This window comes from Pseudoalteromonas sp. ND6B, from assembly GCF_000764215.1.
GTDB lineage: Bacteria > Pseudomonadota > Gammaproteobacteria > Enterobacterales > Alteromonadaceae > Pseudoalteromonas > Pseudoalteromonas tetraodonis.
In genome coordinates this window covers 109622-132592 of sequence record NZ_JQFL01000003.1, presented here as the reverse complement: position 1 = coordinate 132592, position 22971 = coordinate 109622, and the positions used below count along the sequence as shown (strand labels likewise).

Genomic DNA, 22971 nt, shown 5'->3' with positions numbered 1-22971 from the left:
GCATATGCCAAACCTCCGTCGTTTTACTATATTTCAACGTTTAGCCATTTTAGTAGGGATTGTAATTTTTGGTTTAATTGTATTGAGTATTTCGAGTTTAAGTAATCAATATAAATCGCTTAAAAATGAGCAATATCTAAAAACTAAAAATGTGGTGGAAACTGCTTATAGCATCATTACACACTACGCAGCGCTTGAACAAAGTCAAACACTCACTCGTGCACAAGCACAATCTCAAGCGATGGCCTCAATACGCTCATTGCGTTACGATGATACTAACTATTTTTGGATCAACAATTATCAGCCAGCCATGGTAATGCACCCAATTAAACCAGCGCTTGAAGGGAAAGATTTAACGAATAATAAAGACCCTGATGGCACCCCTTTGTTTGTTGAAATGGTTGATGTTGTTAAAAAATCCGGCGAAGGCTATGTGCCTTACAAGTGGCCAAAACCCGGCAGCGACAAACCCGTAGATAAAATTGCGTATGTAAAAGGCTTTAATCAATGGCAATGGATCATCGGCTCGGGCGTTTACCTTGATACCATAGACAACACCTTTTCGCAGCAACGTACTATTATCGTTATCAATGTAATGATTATGATCGTCGTTGTCGTACTTTTTAGCTACTTTATTGGTCGCAGTATTTTAACGCCGACTCGTTTAGCAGCTGAAATGATGAAAGATATATCTCAAGGTGAGGGGGATTTAACCCGTACTCTCAACGAAAATGGCAATGATGAAATATCTCAGCTGTCGCGGTCATTTAACTTGTTTGTATCCAAAATTAGGGAGTCTTTGGTGCTGGTTGCCAAAAGCGCAAACGATGTAAACGAGCATGCCCATGCTGTAGATGATTCTAGCAAAACCAGCCAGTCGTTTATTGAGCTTCAAAACGACAGTAGCACCCAAGTAGCCGCGGCAATGGAGCAAATGACTCATCAAATTCATGATGTTAGCCGTAATGCCGAAGCTGCTGAGCAAGCCGCAAATGATGCTGCTAGTAACGCATCAACGGGTAAAAATGTAGTGTCGAAAACCATTACCGCCATTGAAACCCTCTCTAGTAATATAGAAACCGTGAGCAAAGTGACCGCCGACCTTGCTCAAGAGAGTAATAATATTGGCTCAGTACTTGATGTTATTAGAAGCATTGCTGAACAAACCAATCTGTTAGCGCTAAACGCAGCTATTGAAGCTGCAAGAGCAGGTGAACATGGAAGAGGCTTTGCAGTTGTAGCCGACGAAGTAAGAACACTTGCCAGCCGGACAGGTAAAAGCACTGATGAGATTCAAGCTATGATAGCTAAGCTGCAAGAAGGGGCTAAAGCTGCAGTTGAAGCGGTAAAATCTAGCCAAGAGATTTCTATTTCTACGGTTGAACAAGCCTCTTCAGCTAATGAATCACTTGATGAAATAGACAGGCTGGTATCGGTGATCACTGATATGAACGGCCAAATTGCTCGCGCCACAGAGCAGCAAACATCAGCCGCAGACGAGGTGAATTTAAGAATTAATGATTTATCACAATCTACAGAGCAATCATTGGGTAACACCAAAGATTTAACTCGCGCTAGCGACAAACTCAAACAAAGCAGTGTTGAGTTATCAAGCGTGGTATCGCGCTTTAAGCTTAGTTAACCTTAACTCCGGATAATAAATATCTTCCACCAATTAAAAAGCCCTGATTTTCAGGGCTTTTTAGGATTATTTATAGGGAGTTATAAACAATAGCGGGCAAATAAACTGCTTACTGACGCTGCAGTTGGTTTACCATGTTGCCAGTCGCCGCCTTCAACGCCACTACCAGCAATATCCATATGTACATAAGGAAGTGGTAAAGTAGATTCATTACCATGCTTATCTAATCCACCTACCACAGCTAAAAATGCCATAGGGAATTGATGGCCGCGCGCTGTGACAGCAGAAGCCGCATTATTACTAGAAAGCACATCGTCAGCTAAAGTGCGTGGTTTTATAAAATCATAATCTTCACGGCGTGAACGCGACACTTCAGCACCGTCAGCCCATAAATCACCACAATCGGCTAATTGGCGTGAAATATTAGCACTACGCGCGGGCCCATTCTCAACATATGCGCCATAAGGCCCCATCGCGCGCGCAGCATGCCCTGTTAAGGTTGCCACTGTAAACAGCGTTGGATTTATTTCGTTTTTAGCTAAATCTTTCATTTCACTGAGTAAATCACCCATAGCTAAACGCCCTTCGGCATCGGTATTACCAATACGTACTCGCACACCTTCTCGGCTAGTAATTATTTCATCAGGGACAAAACAATCTGAACCAATAGAGTTGCGTACAACCGCTAAAAAAGCAATCACTTTAACCCCTTTAGGCTGATAATCGGCTACTGCTTTCATAAATCCAGCAACCGAGGCCGCACCGCCTTTATCGCGGCTCATGCCCGCCATAAAACCACCGACTTTTAAATCTGCACCGCCCGTGTCATAGACTAAACCTTTACCAACAAACATCAGTGTTCGGGTTACTTCGCCCTCAGGCACGTATTCAAGTTTAACAACGCGTGGATGATGACGCTCTACCGCATACGATGCGCGAGCAACGGTACTTAGCATGGGGTAATGCTTATCAATGGCAGCTAAATCATCAATCACATCAACGCTCACCGCACTGTTTTCAAATAACTCAGTACAATAATCAGCAAAACGTGGTGGTGCCATGCGTTCAGGCTCGGTGCCACATAAATCACGTGCGGCATATTGCCCCGCAGCTAACGCATTGACTGCTTTGATTGTTTGCTCATTGGCATCAATTAAGCCTATTTGAGTAATAGGTTCAATACCTTGACCATGAAACTCACGCGCTTCTAGGGGTTGCCATAATGCTTGGCATGCGCCTAAGTAAGCCACTTCAAGAGCATGTTGATAACGGCTATCCGTATTTAAAGCGGGTAAATAAATAGCAGGGTTAACACTACCTGATGCTTTTGCCTCATTAATGGCTAATTTGGCTGCATCAAAATAACGACGAACGTCGTCATAATCTCTGTTTAAAGGGCCTGTTGGCGCTAACACGACACGTTTACCGGCAATCACTAACAAGGTGACTTGATTGCCTATGCGAGAGTCTACTTGGGCTTGGTCTAAAATTGCATCACGCAGTGGCGTATTTGGTAAATGAGAAAAGTCGTTGCTGATAATAATAAGTGCATCATGCGATGTACAATCTAGGCTTGCACTTACCGGCTTAGCCAGTACTGCTTTTGGATATGCCATAAAAAAGGATCCTGTTAGAAAACGTAGTCCCTATTATTATTTATTTAGCAATTTATAACCAGTGAACTGCGATAACCTGCATATTTACTGGCAACTTGGAGTTACACGTTTTACACATCTAAAATACTGAGCTGTAAATTATGCTCTGGTTGATTTTTAATACCCACGCCAATTCCTAATAAGCGCACCGGTTGTTGTAATCCACGTTGATAGGCTTTGGCGAGTAACTCTTTAAAAATAGCCGTGTTTAATTGATGCGCAGCTTGATCTGCTGAGGTCACTACAAAATTAGCAAATTTAACTTTAACACTTAATTTATTAATTTTATGTTGTAGTTGCTGTTTATTTAATCGAACCACGAGTTCATCTAACAGTTGCGGTAATTGTTCAAGGCATTCATCTAGGCTGTTTTTGTTGTATTCATAAGTATGTTCCACACTCAATGACTTACGTACCCGCTCGGTGGAAACGCGCCCTATATGCTCACCCATGCACTTTTGATATAACGACACACCAAAATTACCCACATGCTGTTGCATCCAATTAGCCCCTTTTTCGCGCACATCTTGCCCCGTGTATAACCCTTTTAAATTAAGCTTTTCTAGAGTTACTTTACCCACCCCTGGAATTTTACCTAATGGCAATTGGGCTAAAAACGAGTCAACCTGCTCAGGCAATACTACAAATTGGCCATTGGGCTTATTTTCATCACTAGCAATTTTGGCTATAAATTTAATTGGGGCAATCCCTGCAGATGCAGTCAGTCCTGTGGTATTAAAAATATCGGTACGAATTTGCTCAGCAATTAACGTTGCACTACCTTTAAAAGCAGTACTATGGCTCACATCTAAATATGCTTCATCAAGCGAAAGAGGTTCTACAAGGTCAGTATAGCGGTTAAAAATGGCGCGGATCTGTGTTGATACTTGTTTATAAACAGCCATTCTGCCAGGCACAATAACTAAGTCAGGGCAAAGCTGTTTGGCATGATAGTTAGACATAGCAGAGCGCACCCCATACTCTCTAGCAATATAGTTAGCGGTAGAGAGCACTCCACGGCGACTATTTCCGCCAATTGCCAGTGGTACGCTTGCAAGCTTAGGATTGTCGCGCATTTCTACGGCCGCATAAAAGCAGTCCATATCTATATGAATAAACTTTTTCATCACACAATAACAACTGTTTATTTATACAGCCATTATTGTGGAATCACTTTTAATTAGCAAGCATGTTATTGCTTAAAAAGAGCGTTTACTTTTCTTTGGCTTATTAAAACAATACATCCAAAATAAAATTTCTAAAGAAAAGCCTAATAAAATCAAAACAATTGCCCCAGCCTCATTACCCATAGCGTAACAAGTAAACGACGCTATAAAAACGGTGCATGCCAATAACCAATTAATTATATTCTGCATAGTTATCTCCTTGTGTGTTAATAGTTACTATAGCCATGAATTTAAAGAGGTACAATTTTTACTCAAGGGTTTTTATTTAGCACTGTTGTTCTTTTAAGGTTAAGGTTTGTTCAATCTGAGGCAGTTTACTCGCGGCGCGAGGTTTATAGCCTAATTGTTTAAATAAAAAAGGCGCAAAGCTTCCATGTCCTGCTTACGTCCCTTATTTACATCCATGAGGGCAATACAGAGTAGCTCCACCCCTAGTTATAATTCCCTTGAGCTCATCCGACCATATTGCTAATCTAAATGCTTTAAAACTAAGAGCAATAAATACATGGAAACGTTTAAACAACAACACCCTATTCATACCGATATTACTGTGGCATGGGGCGATATGGATGCCCTACAGCATGTTAATAACTGTGTTTACCTGCGTTATTTTGAAATAGCCAGAATCGATTTTTTAAATAAATTAAATTTATTTGATACCATCAACTCAAAAGCCACGGGGCCTGTGATCAGTGAAAATAATATTCGCTATAAGCGTCCAGTTACCTTTCCCGACACATTGAGCGTAGGTATTACCATTAGTGATATTAAATCTGACCGATTTGTAATGAACTACAGTGTGTTTAGTCATGCGCAAAACGCGATAACAACCACCGGCATGTCAAAAGTGGTGATGTTTGACTTTAAAACAGGCCAAAAAGCCACGATCACTGAGCCATTGTTATCGGCTTTAAAAGCAAACTCTCAAACCGAATAATTAGGATTAGCAATGCAATATAGTCAATTAGGCAGTAGTGGTGTTAGCGTTTCAAGAGTGTGTTTAGGTAGCATGACCTGGGGAGTACAAAACACCCAACATGATGCCGACCAACAGATAGCCTATGCGCTTGAGCAGGGTGTGAACTTTATTGATACAGCAGAAATGTATGCTGTTCCTCCCTCTCCCGATACCTACGGTAAAACAGAAGAAATTATAGGCAATTGGATAGCACGTAATTCACAAAAACGAAAAGACATTGTTATTGCAACTAAAATTGCCGGTAATGGGCTTTCATGGATCCGTGATGGCGGTGATATTACTCGCCAAGCTGTTATTGATGCCGTTGATCAGTCTCTAAAGCGCTTACAAACAGATTATATTGACTTATACCAATTACATTGGCCAAATCGTCGCACTCCTCATTTTGCAAGGCAATGGCCTGGCATGCTTAAATTTACTGATGTCGATGCAAAACAACACACCGCTGATATGCTTGATATTTTAGAGGGGTTAGATGCGTGTGTTAAAGCAGGAAAAATTAAGCATTGTGGGCTTTCTGATGATACGCCTTGGGGAATTAGCCAATTTTTAAATTTATCAAAAGAGCATAACTTGCCAAAAATGGTGTCTATCCAAAACGAGTTTAGCCTAGTACATGCCAAAGATTGGCCTTATTTAATAGAACAATGTGTACATGAAGATATTGCTTATTTACCTTGGTCACCATTGGCCGCAGGGCTATTAACCGGTAAATACCTAAATGGAGCACGCCCTGAAGGCTCCCGCTGGACATTTATGCAGCGTAACGGTATTTTTCGTGATACGCCACAATCACAACAGGCGACCAAAGAGTATGTTGAACTTGCCCATGCACACGCTATCACCCCAGCTCAATTAGCGCTGGCTTGGAGTAATCAAGTTGATGGAGTGACATCATCTATTATTGGTGCCACTACTATGGCGCAATTAAAGGAAGACATTGATGCGTTTGACCTAACACTAAGCGATGACGTGTTATCAGCGATTGATATCATATTTAGAAATAATCCAATGCCTTACTAATGAAATCAAGCAAAGGGTAAATGTTATTCAATAATGTTGATTCTTTGCTATTCTTTATGTTTATTTTTTAAGCGCTAAGGTATAATTAAATACAGTCATTTAATAAAGAATTATCAGCTTTTTATGGATACAGCTCGTTATTTCTGCCTGCTATTTTTAATATTCTCGAGTAACAGTATTAGCCAATCTAAAAATCAGCTCACTGAAATTTTATGGCTACAAAGCAACACACCACCTTTTCACTTAGACTCAGAGAATACTCAAATGGGCTTGTGTGATAATTTAACTAAGCAACTAATCAGTAGTATAAAGGATGTAAAACATACTCGATTATTTGTTCCACAAAAACGAATTAATAAATATATCAAAGAAGGCAAAAATGTCTGCTTTCCATGCGTAATCCATAAAAAGAGCACCAACGAAGTCTATACATACTCACGTCCTACCTCTATCTACCCTGAGTTTAGTATTATTACAACTAACCAAAAAGCAGAAACACTTACTAAAGCACATGGTAATCCTATAAATTTAATTAGTTTACTTAGCGATGAACGCTTTACCTATGGACAAGCCGCAGCACGACGTTTTTCACCACACATAAATATGATTATTGAAAACTCTTTGAGCCATCATAACGTGTCCTTGAGCTTAAGTAGTGATAATGAGAGTGGCGTTGTGATCGATAGGTTGAGGCATGGCTTTTTAGACTACTCGCTCGATTACCCTTTTATGGCCAGTTACTTTAACCAGCAACAACACCCTATAAAAATAGTTAGTATACCCATAGCTCAAAATACGCGCTCATTAATCAAAGGAGCTGTAGGCTGTGCGACTAATGCGCCTAATGATTTTGCTAATCAGGCAATTAAGAAAATTAATGCGGCATTAGAAAGTACCATACTAGAATCAGCGGCTCATCAACTAAGCCAGCGACACTGGCTAAGTGAACATATCGATAATTTTGATAAACAATATTATCAACACATAATTAACTTTGACTCACAGACCAATGATGCTCCAATAAACACTGCTGACCAGAATAAAGAGCAACGTTGAACTCTCGTCCAGTACTAACCATCCCTACGCCAGCAGGAGTGCCAGTCATAATAATGTCGCCTTCTTCGAGGCTCATAAACTGACTAACCTCAGCCAATATTTGTGCAGGTTGGTGCAACATAAGTTGGCTATCACCATGTTGAACCGGCTTGCCATCAATATGTAATTCAAATATAAACGATGTCATTTCTGGCGTTAATTCAATAAACTCACTAAATAATGCTGAGCCATCGAATGCTTTAGCACGTTCCCACGGCAAGCCCTTTTCTTTTAAACTGCTTTGCAAAGCTCGCTTAGTCAAATCGAGTCCAATCCCTACCCCTGCAAGCTGCTTATTTTTAATCACAAAGCACAATTCAGTTTCATAATGTAATGTATCACCGTTATGGGAAGAGAGTAAGGTATTAGTGATCGCGCTATTAGGCTTATTAAAAATTACCATTTGCTCAGGGTGTTCGTTGTTTAATTCAGCAATATGCGCACTGTAATTGCGCCCCACACAGACTATTTTTGAAGGCTGTATGTTCTGCGAAGCCAGCTTTATTTGATTCATTCTCTCACCTGTTAATTACATAACGCGTTTAATATTTCGGCATACTCTCAAATAATTAACGCAAAAGCGAATGCAGTTTTATTATGTTTTTATGATAACTATTGAGCTGAATATAATCAATCACATAGAATGGAATGAAAGTAAGAAGGGACTAATTTGGTAGGTTTTTGTATACGCGGTTTTAAAGCAATAAGCAGGTACATTTAGTACCTGCTTATTGATGTTTGTTAATAGGTTATTGACTACTTACAAGTAACACTACTTTGCTCGACAGCATTTGCTGTAATAGCCAGCTTAGCAATAGATACATGCCAATCACCTTGCGTGCTTAACTGCCAAGGGGTGAACACTTGTGCTAAATCAACACCTTGCTCTGCAAAACAACTTAAGTTGATGTTTAATGTTTGCCATTGACCTGATTGCTCAAGGTTATCAGTAATATCAAACTTACCCTGACAACTATCACCACACCCCATACCAACCCATAACGGACTAGCCGCGGCTTTATCTACTTTAATTTGCATTTGCAGTTGGCCATTACTCTCAACGTATGAGCGTAAGTCAGATGGGAATGCCGCGGCTAAATTAACCCCAGCCATTGCTTGGCCATTAAAACGAATAGCGCGCGCATCTTCTTGCACCTCTTTATCAAATGTTTGGATGCTCACCGCACCTAATGACTCGCGACTGCTCGCCACCGTTTTTTGTTGCTCACCACTTTTTAAAACCAGTGACCACGGTGCTTTAATTGCACGCTCAAACAATACTAAATCATCCAGTTTTTCAGTCTGTTGAGTTTGCTCCAGCAAGTCATCTTTTAAGACATTACTATCGTTGTAAGTTAAACCAAAACCATAAGGAAGTAATGGGCTGTAAGCTTCGTCGTTACGGTTTTCATTATCAATTGGATTATTAGGCCATGAAAACGATAATTTCCCTTTAAAGTCATGATTAATTGAACCGTCTGCATTTTTAAACAAGACATCGCTAATAGCATCGCCTTCACTACCTGGAAGCCAAATAGCAACGAACGCATCACTGGCGTTAAGCTCAGCATTAACCCACATAGGGCGACCGCTTATAAATAATGAAACAACAGGAATTCCCGCATCTTTAAACTTACGCAGTAGCGCTAAGTCGCTTTTATTACCGCGCTGGTATTCGAGGTTATCAACATCACCATTACCCTCTGCGTATGGTTGCTCACCAAACACCACAATGGCGACATCAGGGCGTGCTGTATATTCCCCTTCAACGCTCAGCGCTGCACTGCCACCAGCTTGCTCTACAGTATCTTTAATACCTGCATAAATAGAGCTGCCACCAGGAAAATCACTGTTTTTATTACCTGTACCTTGCCACGTAACACTCCAACCACCCGACTGCATACCTATGTTATCAGCCCCTATGCCTGCGACTAATACGTTGGTTTTAGGTGATAATGGCAGTAACTGCTGCTTATTTTTAAGTAATACTAAAGACTCGCGTACAGCCTGTTTAGCCACTGCACGGTGTTCGCTACTACCAATAATTTCAGTTTTTCCAGACAGGGGACGCTTCGCAGGGCTTGGTTTATCAAATAACCCTGCACGCATTTTAACGCGTAAAATACGCGTTACTGCATCATTAATTCTACTGAGTGGGATTTCACCGCTATTAGCTTGGTTAACCAAGTTGCTAAATAATGGTTTCCACTCATCCGGTGCCATGTATACGTCTAAGCCCGCATTAGCCGCTTGAGCACAGTTACTATTAGAACAACCTTTAACCTGCCCGTGGCCATTCCAGTCACCGACAACAAAGCCATCAAAACCCATTTTATCTTTAAGCACATCGGTCAGTAAATATTTACTGCCGTGAATTTTTTCACCATGCCAGCTATTAAACGAGGCCATTACCGTTTGTGCACCTGCACCCAAACCACCAACATAACCTTGAGCATGAAGCGCAAATAATTCTTCTTCAGAGGCGATATTATTACCTTGATCATCGCCATTCACAGTACCGCCATCACCTAAAAAATGCTTAACCGTACTAACTACCCGCGTATCTGATAAAAAGTCTTCATCAACAGCGCCTTGTAAGCCTTTAACAATTGAGGCTGAATATGCTTTTACTATTTCAGGGTCTTCAGAATACCCCTCGTAAGTGCGACCCCAACGATCATCTCGCACTACGGCAACCGTAGGTGCAAATACCCAGTCAATACCGGTAACCATAACTTCACGCGCCGTTGCTGCGGCAATTTTTTCAATAAGTTCAGGGTTGTTCGCCGCCCCTAAACCAATATTATGCGGAAATAAAGTCGCACCAATCACATTGTTGTGTCCATGTACCGCATCAGTGCCCCACATTGTAGGAATCGTGCTGCCATCGAGAGAATCATCAATAGACGCTTGATACATCTTTTCAGCTAAATCAACCCAGTCTTCGGGGGTTGCATGTTTATTGTTATTTGGAAACGAGCCACCGCCATTTAAATAGGAGCCAAAGCCATATTTACGCATATCTTCAACCGTAATATGACGAATTTCAGGTTGGATCATTTGCGCTATTTTTTGCTCTAGCGTCATGGTCTTTAGCATATCTGCGATTTTTTGCTCCATTTGAGCATCGCTTTTAATACCGGTTTCTATTGTTGGCCAAATTTCTTTTTGATTTGTCGCATCGCTAGCACTGTTAGAGGGTTGCGAACAACCGCTGCTGGTTATTGCTGCTAGCATCAGTGCAGTGACTGAAAAAGTTCGTTTAATAATCATAGCATTCACCTAAAACTTAAAGACGAGTTGACGTTGTTTTTTTTGCACCAAACAGCGCGAAGTAAGTAATATATAAATAGCAGCCAATAGGCAGTATAAGCGCTAACTGCACACCGATATTGTCAGCCAGCATACCTTGTAGTAATGGAATAATAGCTCCACCTACAATCGCTAAGCATAAAATACCCGACCCCTGTGAGGTGTATTTACCCAAGCCTTGAAGCGCTAAACTAAAAATAGTAGGGAACATAATAGAGTTACACAGACCAACCAATAAAATAGCCCACATAGCGAGTGACCCTTGACCTGTCATTGCAATTAACACTAACACACCGGCCAAAATACCATGACAAGCTAACACCTTGGCTGCATTTAATCTTTGCATAATCGCAGCGCCAGCAAATCGCCCTATCATTGCACCTGCAAAATAATAGCTAATATAATGTGCAGCTTGTTGCTCAGGTAAACCTGCAATATGGTCAAGGGTTAAAAAGCCGACTAAAAAGCTACCAATCGCAACTTCAGCACCTACATAAACAAAAATACCAATAGCGCCCAAAATAAGATGGCGATATTTCCAAACACTGCCTAAGTCAACAAACTCAGTGTCACCTTGATTTTCAGCTTCACTATCAATCGCTTTACCGAGTTTAGGTAACTTCAAAAAAGCAAAAATAATAGCCAGTGTCAGTAAACTTGCACTGAGCATTAAGTAAGGGAACTTAACTTGTTCGGCTGTAGCTTGACTAATTTCAGACAAAATCAACCAACTACCAAATAATGGCGCAACCGTTGTTCCTAAAGAGTTAAAAGCTTGGGTCATAGTTAAACGCGAAGACGCTGTTTTTGCAGGCCCTAATACGCTTACATAAGGGTTAGCAGAGACTTGTAAAATAGTGATCCCTGAAGCAAGCACAAATAAAGCAAGTAAAAATAGTTCGTAAACATGTGCCTCTGCAGCGGGGTAGAATAATGCACACCCTATCGAAGCGACAACCAAACCAACAACAATACCAAATTGGTAACCTATTTTACTAACGAGTTTTCCTGCAGGAATTGACATAACAAAGTAGGCACCAAAAAAACAAAATTGTACCAACATTGCTTGGGTGTAATTAAGGGAGAACATTCCCTTTAAATACGGAATTAAAATATCGTTCAGGCAGGTAAGAAAACCCCACATAAAAAACAAGGTCGTAAGCGATGTTAACGCAAAGGTGTGTGTAGACCCTGGTTTTTGGCTGTTTTCTGCTGCCGGTAGTGGCTGTGTGATATGTGCCATAGTATAATCTCTAATTATTTATAATTATCAGATTGTTACCTCTATTTAATTGCGTTTAGTAAAACTTAAAAAGCAGATAATAGTTGCAACACCAAATGTAAGCGCTTACATTTATAGCATACAGAGAAAATTTATCAATTTATTTACAAATAATATTGTAAGCGCTTACATTGCTGTATTATACAATTTCTATTGCTTAGCTAATTACGGTAAAGCGCATTATTACTGCAAGCTTAAGGACGTATCTCATTGTGTTTAAAACAATTTATTTGCCAGGCACGTCAGCCCTTTTAAAATCGCCGTTTATTTTTGGTGTTGCCACGGCCTCTTTTCAAATAGAGGGAAGCCACAACACGCGCCTACCATGTATTTGGGATACTTTTTGTAGCAAACCAAACACCATTGCAGATAACAGTAACGGCAATCACGCCTGTGAGCATGTAAAATATTGGCAACAAGACGTTCAAATGATTGCCGATTTAGCCGTTGATGCCTATCGACTTTCTATTTCTTGGCCCCGCGTTTTACACCAAGATGGAAGTTTAAACATTCAGGGCATGGCGTTCTATAAGTCATTACTACAAGCTCTTAAAGCACGCAATATTAAAACTTATGTCACTTTATATCACTGGGATTTGCCACAACATTTAGAAGACAACGGTGGTTGGCTAAATCGCGATACCGCGTATAAATTTGCTCATTACGCTCATATAGTAACTCAGCAACTAGAGGGCTTAGTGGATTCTTATGCGACCTTAAACGAACCGTTTTGTAGTGCCTACCTAGGCTATGAAATAGGGGTACATGCACCAGGCATAAAAAGTCAAAAAGCAGGACGCCAAGCGGCGCACCATTTACTACTAGCCCATGGACTTGCGATGCAAGTGATACGCAAAAACTGCCCTAAGATAGAGGCCGGTATTGTGCTTAATTTTAGCCCTGCCTATCCATTTACTCCTGACGATGAACGCGCTGCTAAATTAGCTGATGACTATCATAACCAATGGTATATTCAGGCAGTGCTGGAAGGCCGCTACCCTGAAGTGATTAAGGAGCTTGCAAATGATGCAAAACCTGATGTTGCAAATGGCGACATGGCAATTATTAGCCAAAAAATCGATTTTTTAGGGGTTAATTACTATACTCGTATCCATTACAAAAATACGCCAGATCATTGGTTTAGCGAAGCTCCTTTAGAGAATATTGCCACTACTGATATGGGCTGGGAAATATACCCACAGGGATTGTGTGAACTCCTACTTTCATTAAATGATCGTTACACGCTACCCAAAGTATATATAACTGAGAACGGTGCAGCGATGGCCGATGTATTAATAGATGGAAAAGTAGATGACATACATCGTATCAATTACTACCATACACACCTTAATGCCGTTCATAATGCCGTTGAGCAAGGCGTTAATGTGCAAGGCTACTTTGCATGGAGTTTAATGGATAATTTTGAATGGGCCTATGGCTATGAAAAACGCTTTGGGCTAGTCTATGTTGATTACCAAACTCAACAACGCACCTTAAAACAAAGCGCAATTGCGTATCGTGATTTTCTTAAACAGCGCCAAAAATAATAATGAGTGGCTTTTATGCTGAGTAAAAAAGAAAAAATAGCTTATGGCCTAGGTGATACGGCCAGTAATATTATTTTTCAAACCGTAATGCTATTTTTAACTTTTTTCTACACCGACATTTTTGGTATTTCGCCTGCTGTTGTTGGTACCCTTTTTTTAGTCGTCAGAGTCATTGATGCAGTTACAGACCCAATAATGGGCGCCCTGACCGATGCCACTCATACAAAATACGGTAGCTACCGACCTTATCTACTTTGGCTTGCCATCCCCTTCGCTGTTATAAGCGTGATTACCTTTACTACCCCCGCGATGGATGACGGCAACAAAATTATTTACGCGTTCGTTACCTACACCTTGCTAATGTTGGTTTATACCGCAATTAACATTCCTTATTCGGCACTTGGCGGCGTACTCAGTAGCAATCCTAACGAACGGGTTTCTATTCAATCATATCGATTTGTGTTTGGCATGCTGGGGGGGTTATTGGTTACGAGCTGCACTTTACCTTTAGTAAAGTGGTTTGGGGAGGGTAATAACGAGTTGGGCTATCAACTCACCATGCTGGTTATGAGTTGTCTTGGTGTAGTGTTATTTCTAATTTGTTTTCGTTACACCAAAGAGCGGGTGATAAATCCACCACATAAATTATCTTTAAAAACACAACTTCACGTTTTATGGCAAAATCAGCCGTTTAAAATATTGTGTATGGCAGCACTGATATTATTGACCAGTATGGTGCTGCGCACGACATTAGCTATTTACTATGTAAAGTATGTTCTTGGAAAAGAAGATTTAATCACCGAATTTGTGACTTTAGGTATGGTCGGTAATATTATAGGCTGTGCGTGTGCGCAACCTTTAAGTAAACGCTTAGATAAAAAAACGGCTTATATTTATCTGCAATATATTTCTGCCATATTGAGCTGTTTTGCTTTTTTTGTCCCTAATGAGCAAGTTTTACTCGCCTTTTTAATGTATTTTTTATGGTGCTTTTTCACTCAAATGGCGACACCTTTATTGTGGGCAAAAATGGCAGATGCTATTGACTACGGAGTTTGGCAAAATGGTCAACGACTCACGGGTTTGGTTTATGCAAGCGTGGTATTTTTTATCAAATTGGGGCTCGCATTAGGCGGCGCTATAGCGGGTTGGTTACTTGCGTATTATCAGTATCAAGCCAATGTAGAATTAAGCGAAGCAACTAAAAGCGGTATTTTAACCTCATTTACACTCTACCCTGCTATTGGCAGTATACTTGTGGCTTTAATAATGACTAAATACAACTTAGATAACAAAACCATAAAAAAAATCACCGCCGATTTAACACAAAAAAGTAATTTGTAACAAGGAATAGTATGGCCACCATTTATGAGGTGTCAAAGCTTGCAGGGGTATCACTTGCCACTGTTTCAAGAGTAATGAACAACAATGCAAACGTAAGTGATGCAACCAGAAAAAAAGTGACTTTAGCGATGGAAGAATTAGGCTACCGCCCAAATTCTATTGCGCAATCACTGGCCTCTAATTGCTCTAATAGTGCTGGCTTATTGGTTTCTGAGTTAAAAGGTCCTTTTTATGGCCCTATGATGAGCGGCATAGAAAACACCCTCAGAAAACAAGGTAAACACGTTATTATTACCGCAGGGCACAGTGACGCAGAGCGAGAACAACAAGGCATAGAGTTTTTAATTAGCCGTAATTGTGATGCACTTATTTTGCATGTTGAAGCGGTTAGCGATGAATATTTAATAAAGCTGAGCAAAGGTAAAACGCCGTTTGTTTTACTTAATCGCCATATTCCTGAGCTCGCCGATCGCTGTATTATTCTTGATAATGTTAAAGGGGGCTATTTAGCGACTAAATACATTCTTGAGTCTGGTCACAAAAACATTGCTTACATTAGCGGTCCTTTATGGAAAAAAGACGCTCAAGAACGTTTAAACGGACATAAACAAGCACTTGCTGAACATGCCATTGAGTTTGATGAAAACAGTTTGTATGAAGGTGACTTTATAGAGGACAGCGGCTACGAAGGATTTACTGCTCTTTATAAAAAAAATCCCGCCATTACCGCCTTAGTGTGCGCCAATGACGAAATGGCAACGGGTGCAATGGTCAGTGCCAGAGAGCATGGCATTGAACTACCCGCACAACTTTCAATAATAGGCTACGATAACGTGTTCTTTACCCGCCATGTATACCCCCCTTTAAGCACTATTAATTACCCAATAGATGAAATGGGTAAAGTAGCTGCACAGTGGGTACTGAGCCATGTATATCAAAAAAGCGTACAGCCTATTCAAACTTTATTTCAGCCCGAATTAGTCATACGCCAATCGGTCGTTAATATTACCTAGCTAATTATTATATAAATTGGCAAATAGTGGCGTTAAACAAGTTTACTTAATAACGCCAAGTTTATTGGTTTAAGCAAAACTTGCTCTATTTCTAGCTGTCTAATGTGTACGGCATCAGGCTCCATTCCACTAATAATAACTCGTTGAATATCAGGATAGTGTTCTTTAATAAACCCAGCAAGCTCTAAACCTGAACCATCGGGTAAATGCATATCGAGTAATACTTTGTCGTAATTACTGTTATGCTCAAGCGTCGCCTTACAGTCTTTGACACTTGTTGCTATATCCGTGTCTACATCCAAACTTTCTAATAATAACTGAGTAATTTGTCCGGCATCAGCATCGTCTTCCACTAATAAAAAACGCTTTATGCTAGTATTATGTTTTGGCGTTGGCTGTATCGATGAAACACGTTGTGTTTTTTCCCCCAGCGCTGACTCTAAGCATTGGTATAGTAAGTTTGAATCCACAGGTTTGGCAATCATATCGTCAAACCCTAACGCGGTTAGTTCGTTATGAATGCCTTTCATGGTGGCCGCGGTTAAAGCAATAATCGCCCCTTTAAACCCTAACTTTCTAAGTTCAATGGCTGCTTCTTTTCCGCCCATCACCGGCATATGAATATCTAAAAATATAATATCGTAAGCGGCGCGCCCTTCTGCGAGTTGCTTTTTAACCTTATCAAGCGCTTGTTTGCCATTATCGGCATAATCTACATCTGCACCCGCTGAGCCAATTAAATGGCCAACTAACACGCGTAAATCGCGTAAGTCATCCACCACCAACACTTTGCCACTTACTTCGCATGGCGCTACTTTTTGCTGCATGTTGGGGGTTAAATCAAGTTTTAATAAATTGCGCTCTACCTGTCTGATATCACCAGGGTATAAGGAAATGGTAAACGTTGAGCCCTCACCTACATAAGAATCTAATGAAATAGTACCCTGCATACGACTAAGTAGCTCAGAACAAATAGCTAATCCCAAGCCCGCACCACCTACTGAGCGCGACTCTACATCGGCAATTTGCTCAAAAGGCTTAAAGATGAGTGCTTGTTTTTCTGGAGCAATACCCAAGCCTGAATCTTTAATGCTAAAAAAGAGCATTTCACGATCAGCCACCGTCTCTGTCCATGCATTAACGATAATTTCGCCTTGCTCGGTAAATTTTATCGCATTATTGATCAGGTTAATGAGAATTTGTCGTACCCGAGTAGCATCTACACGAATAACTAATGGCAAAGGCTCCAGTGATTCAAATTTTAATGATAAACCTTTATCAAGGGCTGATACACGCATTAGCGTAAACACGTCGGCCATTAGGCTATCAAGATTAACATCCCCCAAGCTTAGCTCAAGCTTATCGACTGCAATTTTAGATAAATCTAAAACATCATTCAGTAAGCTCAATAAGTGTTTGCCATTACGATAAATAACACCCAACTCATTTTCAGCTTGCTTGCTAAAATCACTGAGCATAAGTAGTTCGGTATAGCCTAAAATAGACGACAAGGGAGTTCGCAGTTCGTGGCTTAAATGCGCTAAAAAGCGGTCTTTTGAACGGTTTTCAGCCTCCGCTTTTAAACGCTCAACTCGCTCATCTTCTACATCGCGGCGCGCTAATGCATAACGAATAGAACGGGCAAACCGGCTACCACTCATTTCACTTTTAACTAAGTAATCAACCGCACCAGCATCAAGCGCAGCCGAATCTAGCGCATCGTTAGATTGCCCCGTTAACATGATAATAGGCCCACAAAAGCCATTCTTAATCGCTTGCTTTAAAACACTTAAGCCATCTGAGGCACCTAAGCGATAGTCAAGCAGGCAAATATCATGCTCATTTTTACTTAGTACATGTATTGCCTGCTCAGGAGAGCTTATCCAGTCTATGTCAAACACATGGGAACTGAGCTGCTCTAAATAGTCACGAGTAAGAATGTAATCATCTTCATCATCTTCAACCAATAGCAGTTTCGTTGCCTTTGCTAACATAGCGTCTCCTATTTTAATTATATGCTTAATCGTTAAACGTGCTTGGTAGCTCTACAAATTCAACCCAGTATTTACCTAACGTTTTCATCAACTCAACTAAACCATCAAAAGTTACTGGCTTGGTAATATATGAAGCCGCACCTAAATCGTAACCTTTAACCATATCCTCTTCTTGCTTTGAAGTAGTTAAAATAACAACGGGAATACCTTTTAAATTAGGGTTGGCTTTAATCGCTTGAAGTGCTTCACGTCCATCCATTCTCGGCATGTTTAAGTCGAGTAAAATCAAGCCAGGTCTTGGTGACAGGGTTTTATCTTCAAACTTCCCTTTACGCTCTAAATACTCTAAAAGCTCTACACCGTCTTCAACAAAGTGTAATTCATTTAAAACGCGACTTTCAGCGAGGGCATCTTGGGTTAATAAACGATCATCTTCATCATCGTCTGCCATTAAAATGGTAATGGGTTTTACGTTTGTTAATGGCATATTATGCCTCTCCTTGTAATGTGAATAACTCTGCATCCACAGGTAGTTTAATAATGAAGGTTGCGCCTTCATTAGGGGTGCTTATTGCTGTAATAGTTCCGCCATGTCGCTCTACAATTCTGCGACACACAGATAAACCTATGCCGGTTCCTTTATATTGAGAACGCCCATGTAAACGCTGAAATGGCACAAATATTTTATCTGCATACTCAGCTGAAAAGCCGATACCATTATCTTTTACAGTAATAACATGCCAACTTACTTTACTATTATGGTCTTCACTAAACTCGCTAATTCGTTCAAAGCTAATATCAATAACAGGGTTTACGTTAGGCGCTCTAAACTTCACAGCATTTGAAATTAAGTTTAAAAACAGCTGATGCATTTGACTCGGATCAGCCTGAATGATTGGCATATCAACCGTTATCACTTGCGCATTAGACTCATTAATGGCTATTTCTAAATCGCTTAAAATATCATTAAGTATGCTATTTAGATTGGTGTCGGTAAAATCTTTACCTCGAGTTGTTACTCGAGAGAACTCTAATAAATCATTAATTAAATTAGACATGCGCTGCGCAGCATTTTTCATTCGAGCAATGTAGTCAGTTCCCTTTTCACCTAACTCGTCTTTAAACATGCTTTCAAGACGATCGCTAAATGCTTGAATTTTTCTCAGCGGCTCTTGCAAGTCATGACTGGCAACAAAAGCAAACTCTTCTAACTCACGGTTACTGCGACTTAACTCATCAGAATATAACGTAAGTTCTTGGGTACGTTCGGTCACTTTACTGGCTAAGGTTTCGTTTTGCATTTCGAGCTCAGCTCGATATACCGCCGCATTTTTTAAGTTAAGCCGCGCAAGTAAAAACATACCGCCAATAAGTAAAGCACTCGTGATGGCTGTAATTGCAAAAGTGATTTTTGCCTCGTTTTTTATTTGCGCTAATTTAGAAAAGTGACTGACTTTAAATAACAGCTCACGATCTTGGATATCATTAACAAGTACACGAATCTCTCGGTATAGGTCACGCCCTTTATGAGAGTTGAGTATGAGCATTGCACGTTCTTCTTTGTCATTTAATGCTAATTGAACTGTGCTTTTAAGCTCAGCAATTTTACTATCAACTAATAAAATTAACGTTGCAATACGCTCAGCTTGCCCCTCAATTTCAGAGTTTAAAGAGCGAACATAATCGGTTTGCGATTCAATTTGTGCAACCGCATCGTAATATGGAGCTAAGTAATCATCGTCCTGCGTTAATAAATACCCGCGCTGCCCTGATTCAGCCTGCACTACAGAGAGATGCATTTGCTCAATGGCTGTACTTAGCATATTAGTGTTATCTAAACTTTGCTGAGTACGCGTTAAGCCTTGTATGGTATTAACCGCTAAAAATGCATTACCTACAATAATGCATAGTATTATGGAGATAAATAACGCCCATATAACATTTGCTTTGCCTTGCTGTTTGCGTTTAATCATTTATCGTCCTGGTTTTTATTATTTTGAGTCTGAAATAAGCTGTAAACTGTCACTACATGCTTGGCAATTAACAATTATTTTATCGAGTGCCTCGAGTGCTTTTTCGACGGGCATATCGTTTTCAAGTACTAGCTTGATAAGCTCAGCATTCATTGAAATACGATTTAACGGTGCCCGCGCATCATGTACTAATTCGTTTAAAGGCTTTATTTGTTTAGTTAATGCCATACTATCCTCATGTTGTTTTATTTATATTCGCCAATGCCACCATATGCGTTAAGGCGGTTATAAAGCGTTTTAGTACTTATACCTAACATTTGTGCAGCCAATGTTTTATTACCTTGTACTTTATCGAGTGTTGCATGAATAAGCTCTTTTTCAACTTCTTCAATGGTTTGTCCTGCAGAAACCTGATTTTCCTGAGCTTGATTATTTACTCGTGAAAAAGGTGACTCTAGGTTATCAGGCAGTGCCACATCGCTTGTTTGTGGATCGCTCATAATAAAAGCGCGATGAATTGCATGACGAAGTTCACGTACATTACCTGGCCAGTCGTACGTTTGCAGCTCTTTAAGTTGCTCGTTCGTCCAGCTAAAAGCAGTGCCATTTTCGTCATTTAACTGCTCTAAAAAGACTTTTGCCAATAATGGAATATCGTCTTTTCGTTCACGTAATGGCGGTATATCAATAGGAAATACGGCAAGCCTGAAGTATATATCTTCACGTAAAATATTATTTTGGGCTAAATCGATTAAAGAACGGTTGGTCGCAGAAATAACGCGGCAGTTAGTTGGAATTTCTCGGTTGCCACCTACCCTTGTTACTTTTTTTGTTTCTAATACGCGCAATAAATTAGGCTGCATGCCAATGGGCATTTCAGTGACTTCATCTAAAAATAAGGTGCCATCATTTGCCTGTTCAAACACGCCCTCTTTGCGGGCTATCGCCCCTGTAAAGGCACCTTTTTCATGACCAAATAATTCACTGCCAATAAGCTCTTTTGAAAGGGCGCCACAGTTGCTAGCAACTAAAGGTCCTTCGCATTGACTGGCATTATGAATCGCTTGTGCAACCACTTCTTTACCGGCACCACTTTCACCTACTAACATTACGTTAGCCTGTGTTTTAGCAACACGCTCTATCATAGTATAGAGCTTTTGCATTGCCTCAGATTCACCAATTAAGGTATCAAAATGATGGGTGATAGCGTTTTTCTTAGCTTTTTTAACAGTTTTTTTAGGACCGTTTAAAACCAGTTCTAAATCTTCTCGCTGCAGCGGCTTTAATAAATGCGTTACATTGGGCTCACACATATCGGCTAAAATCCCCTTAACCGATGGGTGACCTGAAATAAGAGTGACTTTAGGAGATTGACCAATCATTTTTAAATGATCTAATAAATGCAAGCCACTGCCATCGGGTAACATGAAATCCAGTAATACATGATCAAAGGAATTATTCTCAAACCACTGATGCGCTTCTTCTAAACTGGTCGCAGTTTGAATATTATGCCCAAGAAACTCAACAATGTGACAAATAACATCACTAAATTCGATGTCGTCATCAACTAAAAGTATATTTAACATGATTAATCCCTATGCTTTTTTATTATTCTACTCACCCCTTTAAACAAATGAAAGGTATTCAGAGCAGGACTAAAACAATGACATTTTATTTTTTAATAGTTCGCCATTATAACTACAGATATATGTATAAACGCTTAAATTAACAATCTTTTCAGTTAATTACTTTTTAACAATGAAGTAATTAATACAACCAACTGATATAATTTACCTTTATTGCTGGAGTCGTTATGCGCCTATTAAAAACCACTATTCACCCCACTATTAATATTACTCAAGGTCGTCAGTTTACTCGCCCTACTGCTCGCGCAATTGTATTTAAACAGCAGTACATTTTATTAATGTACACTCAGCGCTATGACGATTTTAGTTTACCCGGTGGTGGCGTAGACTTACACGAAAGCATTGAACAAGGACTTATCAGAGAGCTTAATGAAGAAACTGGCGCGCAAAATATAAAAATCTGTAGTGAGTTTGGCCTCTATGAAGAATATCGTCCTTGGTACAAAGATGACTTTGATATTATTCATATAAAGTCATACTGTTATGTATGCGAAATTAACGAACAACTCGGCCAAGCACAGCTTGAGCACTATGAGCAACAAAATGGTATGCAAGCTAAATGGGTAAATATTTTTGAGGCGATAGCTCACAACGAACGCACATTAGCTAATAGCGATAAACAAGGATTGTCGATTATTCGAGAAACCTTTTTATTAAAAGAAATTGCCAAACAGTTCTTTTAATAAGTTTACATTGCTGCATTTTACGTTCCTACTTGAGGTTCAGCAAGACTTTTTTACTAATATAAAATCGATATAAACCAAATAAGTTACTACTTAAAAATAGGCTTTCCATAATTATTGCCACAGGGGAGCCAGCAAAAATATTATGCGTTATCCAAAAAGAGGTTCCCACCACCATACATAACCTCAAGTGCAAGTCTCTATTTTGAAATGAAGCAATGGTTTGTATTAATGTCGCCACCAGCGCAAAGCCACTAAACCAATCTTGCCATGTTAAATAAACGGCTAAACAACTCACTGCCATAAATCCAAACATGGCCCAAGTATGCTTAAAGTATATGCAGTAAAAATAACGTAACGCGGCAATAAGCATTAAGCAGCCGGCACTGTTATAACCCAAAATAAAAAAGTGGACTGAGGTTAATAACACAGAGGTAAATAAACAACATAAGATAATGCGTCGGGACTTAAACTGAAATGAAGCTAAGTCGAGTAAAGTCGCGACGGCAACCAATGATTGGGCAATTAAAAACATAACACTCCAAGGCACTAAAGGCATAAAAATGAGGAGTGTATAGTGCTTTATATAAACAGCA

20 protein-coding genes are annotated in these 22971 nt (G+C 40.0%); 8 read left to right on the top strand and 12 right to left on the bottom strand.

Translation table 11 applies throughout. The features are described 5' to 3' along the window. The first annotated feature begins 4 nt into the window (after nucleotides 1-4). Entirely contained in the window at nucleotides 5-1642 is a 1638-nt protein-coding gene (locus ND6B_RS17095; RefSeq protein WP_028834934.1) for a methyl-accepting chemotaxis protein, read from the top strand. Between the two features lie 80 nt (nucleotides 1643-1722). Here the strand turns inward: ND6B_RS17095 and ND6B_RS17100 are convergent, their stop codons facing one another. The 3 genes from ND6B_RS17100 to ND6B_RS20250 all read right to left on the bottom strand — a co-directional run bounded on the left by ND6B_RS17100 (nucleotide 1723) and on the right by ND6B_RS20250 (nucleotide 4673). Continuing rightward, nucleotides 1723-3258, bottom strand: a complete 1536-nt coding sequence (locus ND6B_RS17100; RefSeq protein ID WP_033102620.1) for a M17 family metallopeptidase — start codon at nucleotides 3256-3258, stop codon at nucleotides 1723-1725. Between the two features lie 110 nt (nucleotides 3259-3368). Beyond that, nucleotides 3369-4424: a DNA polymerase IV gene (dinB, locus tag ND6B_RS17105; RefSeq protein ID WP_033102619.1), complete on the bottom strand. Its 1056-nt coding sequence runs from the start codon at nucleotides 4422-4424 to the stop codon at nucleotides 3369-3371. 72 nt (nucleotides 4425-4496) lie between these two features. Beyond that, entirely contained in the window at nucleotides 4497-4673 is a 177-nt protein-coding gene (locus tag ND6B_RS20250; protein WP_013464196.1) for a hypothetical protein, read from the bottom strand. Between the two features lie 316 nt (nucleotides 4674-4989). Between ND6B_RS20250 and ND6B_RS17110 the strand changes: the two genes are divergently transcribed. The 3 genes from ND6B_RS17110 to ND6B_RS17120 all read left to right on the top strand — a co-directional run bounded on the left by ND6B_RS17110 (nucleotide 4990) and on the right by ND6B_RS17120 (nucleotide 7542). Continuing rightward, on the top strand, nucleotides 4990-5421 hold the full coding sequence (locus ND6B_RS17110) for an acyl-CoA thioesterase (protein ID WP_028834338.1): 432 nt from the start codon (nucleotides 4990-4992) through the stop codon (nucleotides 5419-5421). A gap of 12 nt (nucleotides 5422-5433) precedes the next feature. Beyond that, nucleotides 5434-6486, top strand: a complete 1053-nt coding sequence (locus ND6B_RS17115; protein ID WP_028834339.1) for an aldo/keto reductase — start codon at nucleotides 5434-5436, stop codon at nucleotides 6484-6486. Between the two features lie 123 nt (nucleotides 6487-6609). Further along, on the top strand, nucleotides 6610-7542 hold the full coding sequence (locus tag ND6B_RS17120; protein ID WP_010390904.1) for an ABC transporter substrate-binding protein: 933 nt from the start codon (nucleotides 6610-6612) through the stop codon (nucleotides 7540-7542). Here ND6B_RS17120 and ND6B_RS17125 read toward each other — a convergent pair. From ND6B_RS17125 to ND6B_RS17135, 3 genes are all read right to left on the bottom strand, one after another. Further along, entirely contained in the window at nucleotides 7475-8095 is a 621-nt protein-coding gene (locus tag ND6B_RS17125) for a fumarylacetoacetate hydrolase family protein (RefSeq protein ID WP_033102618.1), read from the bottom strand. The two genes, ND6B_RS17120 and ND6B_RS17125, sit on opposite strands and share 68 nt — an antisense overlap. A 242-nt stretch (nucleotides 8096-8337) precedes the next feature. Further along, a complete protein-coding gene (locus tag ND6B_RS17130) occupies nucleotides 8338-10854 on the bottom strand; it encodes a glycoside hydrolase family 3 protein (RefSeq protein ID WP_033102617.1) in 2517 nt (838 codons plus the stop codon). Between the two features lie 16 nt (nucleotides 10855-10870). Next, the gene (locus tag ND6B_RS17135; RefSeq protein ID WP_033102616.1) at nucleotides 10871-12136 is read right to left on the bottom strand and encodes a sugar MFS transporter; all 1266 of its coding nucleotides are present in this window, start codon (nucleotides 12134-12136) and stop codon (nucleotides 10871-10873) included. Between the two features lie 251 nt (nucleotides 12137-12387). On the opposite strand from ND6B_RS17135, the gene ND6B_RS17140 reads away from it, so the two are divergent. The 3 genes from ND6B_RS17140 to ND6B_RS17150 are packed head-to-tail and all read left to right on the top strand — an operon-like array spanning nucleotide 12388 to nucleotide 16079. Continuing rightward, nucleotides 12388-13722: a GH1 family beta-glucosidase gene (locus ND6B_RS17140; RefSeq protein ID WP_033102615.1), complete on the top strand. Its 1335-nt coding sequence runs from the start codon at nucleotides 12388-12390 to the stop codon at nucleotides 13720-13722. A gap of 15 nt (nucleotides 13723-13737) precedes the next feature. Continuing rightward, on the top strand, nucleotides 13738-15066 hold the full coding sequence (locus tag ND6B_RS17145) for a glycoside-pentoside-hexuronide (GPH):cation symporter (protein ID WP_024601541.1): 1329 nt from the start codon (nucleotides 13738-13740) through the stop codon (nucleotides 15064-15066). An 11-nt stretch (nucleotides 15067-15077) separates the two neighbouring features. After that, nucleotides 15078-16079 (top strand): LacI family DNA-binding transcriptional regulator, encoded by a 1002-nt coding sequence (locus ND6B_RS17150; protein ID WP_033102614.1) that lies wholly within the window; start codon nucleotides 15078-15080, stop codon nucleotides 16077-16079. Between the two features lie 32 nt (nucleotides 16080-16111). Here the strand turns inward: ND6B_RS17150 and ND6B_RS17155 are convergent, their stop codons facing one another. The 5 genes from ND6B_RS17155 to ND6B_RS17175 are packed head-to-tail and all read right to left on the bottom strand — an operon-like array spanning nucleotide 16112 to nucleotide 21632. Next, a complete protein-coding gene (locus ND6B_RS17155) occupies nucleotides 16112-18073 on the bottom strand; it encodes a response regulator (protein ID WP_033102613.1) in 1962 nt (653 codons plus the stop codon). Between the two features lie 25 nt (nucleotides 18074-18098). Continuing rightward, the gene (locus tag ND6B_RS17160; RefSeq protein WP_028834347.1) at nucleotides 18099-18560 is read right to left on the bottom strand and encodes a response regulator; all 462 of its coding nucleotides are present in this window, start codon (nucleotides 18558-18560) and stop codon (nucleotides 18099-18101) included. Nucleotide 18561: 1 nt separating this feature from the next. Further along, complete coding sequence (locus ND6B_RS17165; protein WP_033102612.1) at nucleotides 18562-20046, bottom strand: sensor histidine kinase; 1485 nt, start codon at nucleotides 20044-20046, stop codon at nucleotides 18562-18564. An 18-nt stretch (nucleotides 20047-20064) separates the two neighbouring features. Further along, complete coding sequence (locus ND6B_RS17170) at nucleotides 20065-20274, bottom strand: hypothetical protein (RefSeq protein ID WP_028834349.1); 210 nt, start codon at nucleotides 20272-20274, stop codon at nucleotides 20065-20067. Nucleotides 20275-20291: 17 nt separating this feature from the next. Next, nucleotides 20292-21632 (bottom strand): sigma-54-dependent transcriptional regulator, encoded by a 1341-nt coding sequence (locus tag ND6B_RS17175; RefSeq protein ID WP_028834350.1) that lies wholly within the window; start codon nucleotides 21630-21632, stop codon nucleotides 20292-20294. Nucleotides 21633-21859: 227 nt separating this feature from the next. Between ND6B_RS17175 and ND6B_RS17180 the strand changes: the two genes are divergently transcribed. Next, nucleotides 21860-22375, top strand: a complete 516-nt coding sequence (locus ND6B_RS17180; protein WP_013464184.1) for an NUDIX hydrolase — start codon at nucleotides 21860-21862, stop codon at nucleotides 22373-22375. Nucleotides 22376-22403: 28 nt separating this feature from the next. Here ND6B_RS17180 and ND6B_RS17185 read toward each other — a convergent pair whose 3' ends face one another. After that, a complete protein-coding gene (locus tag ND6B_RS17185) occupies nucleotides 22404-22910 on the bottom strand; it encodes a YgjV family protein (protein ID WP_024601536.1) in 507 nt (168 codons plus the stop codon). Nucleotides 22911-22971: the final 61 nt, after the last annotated feature.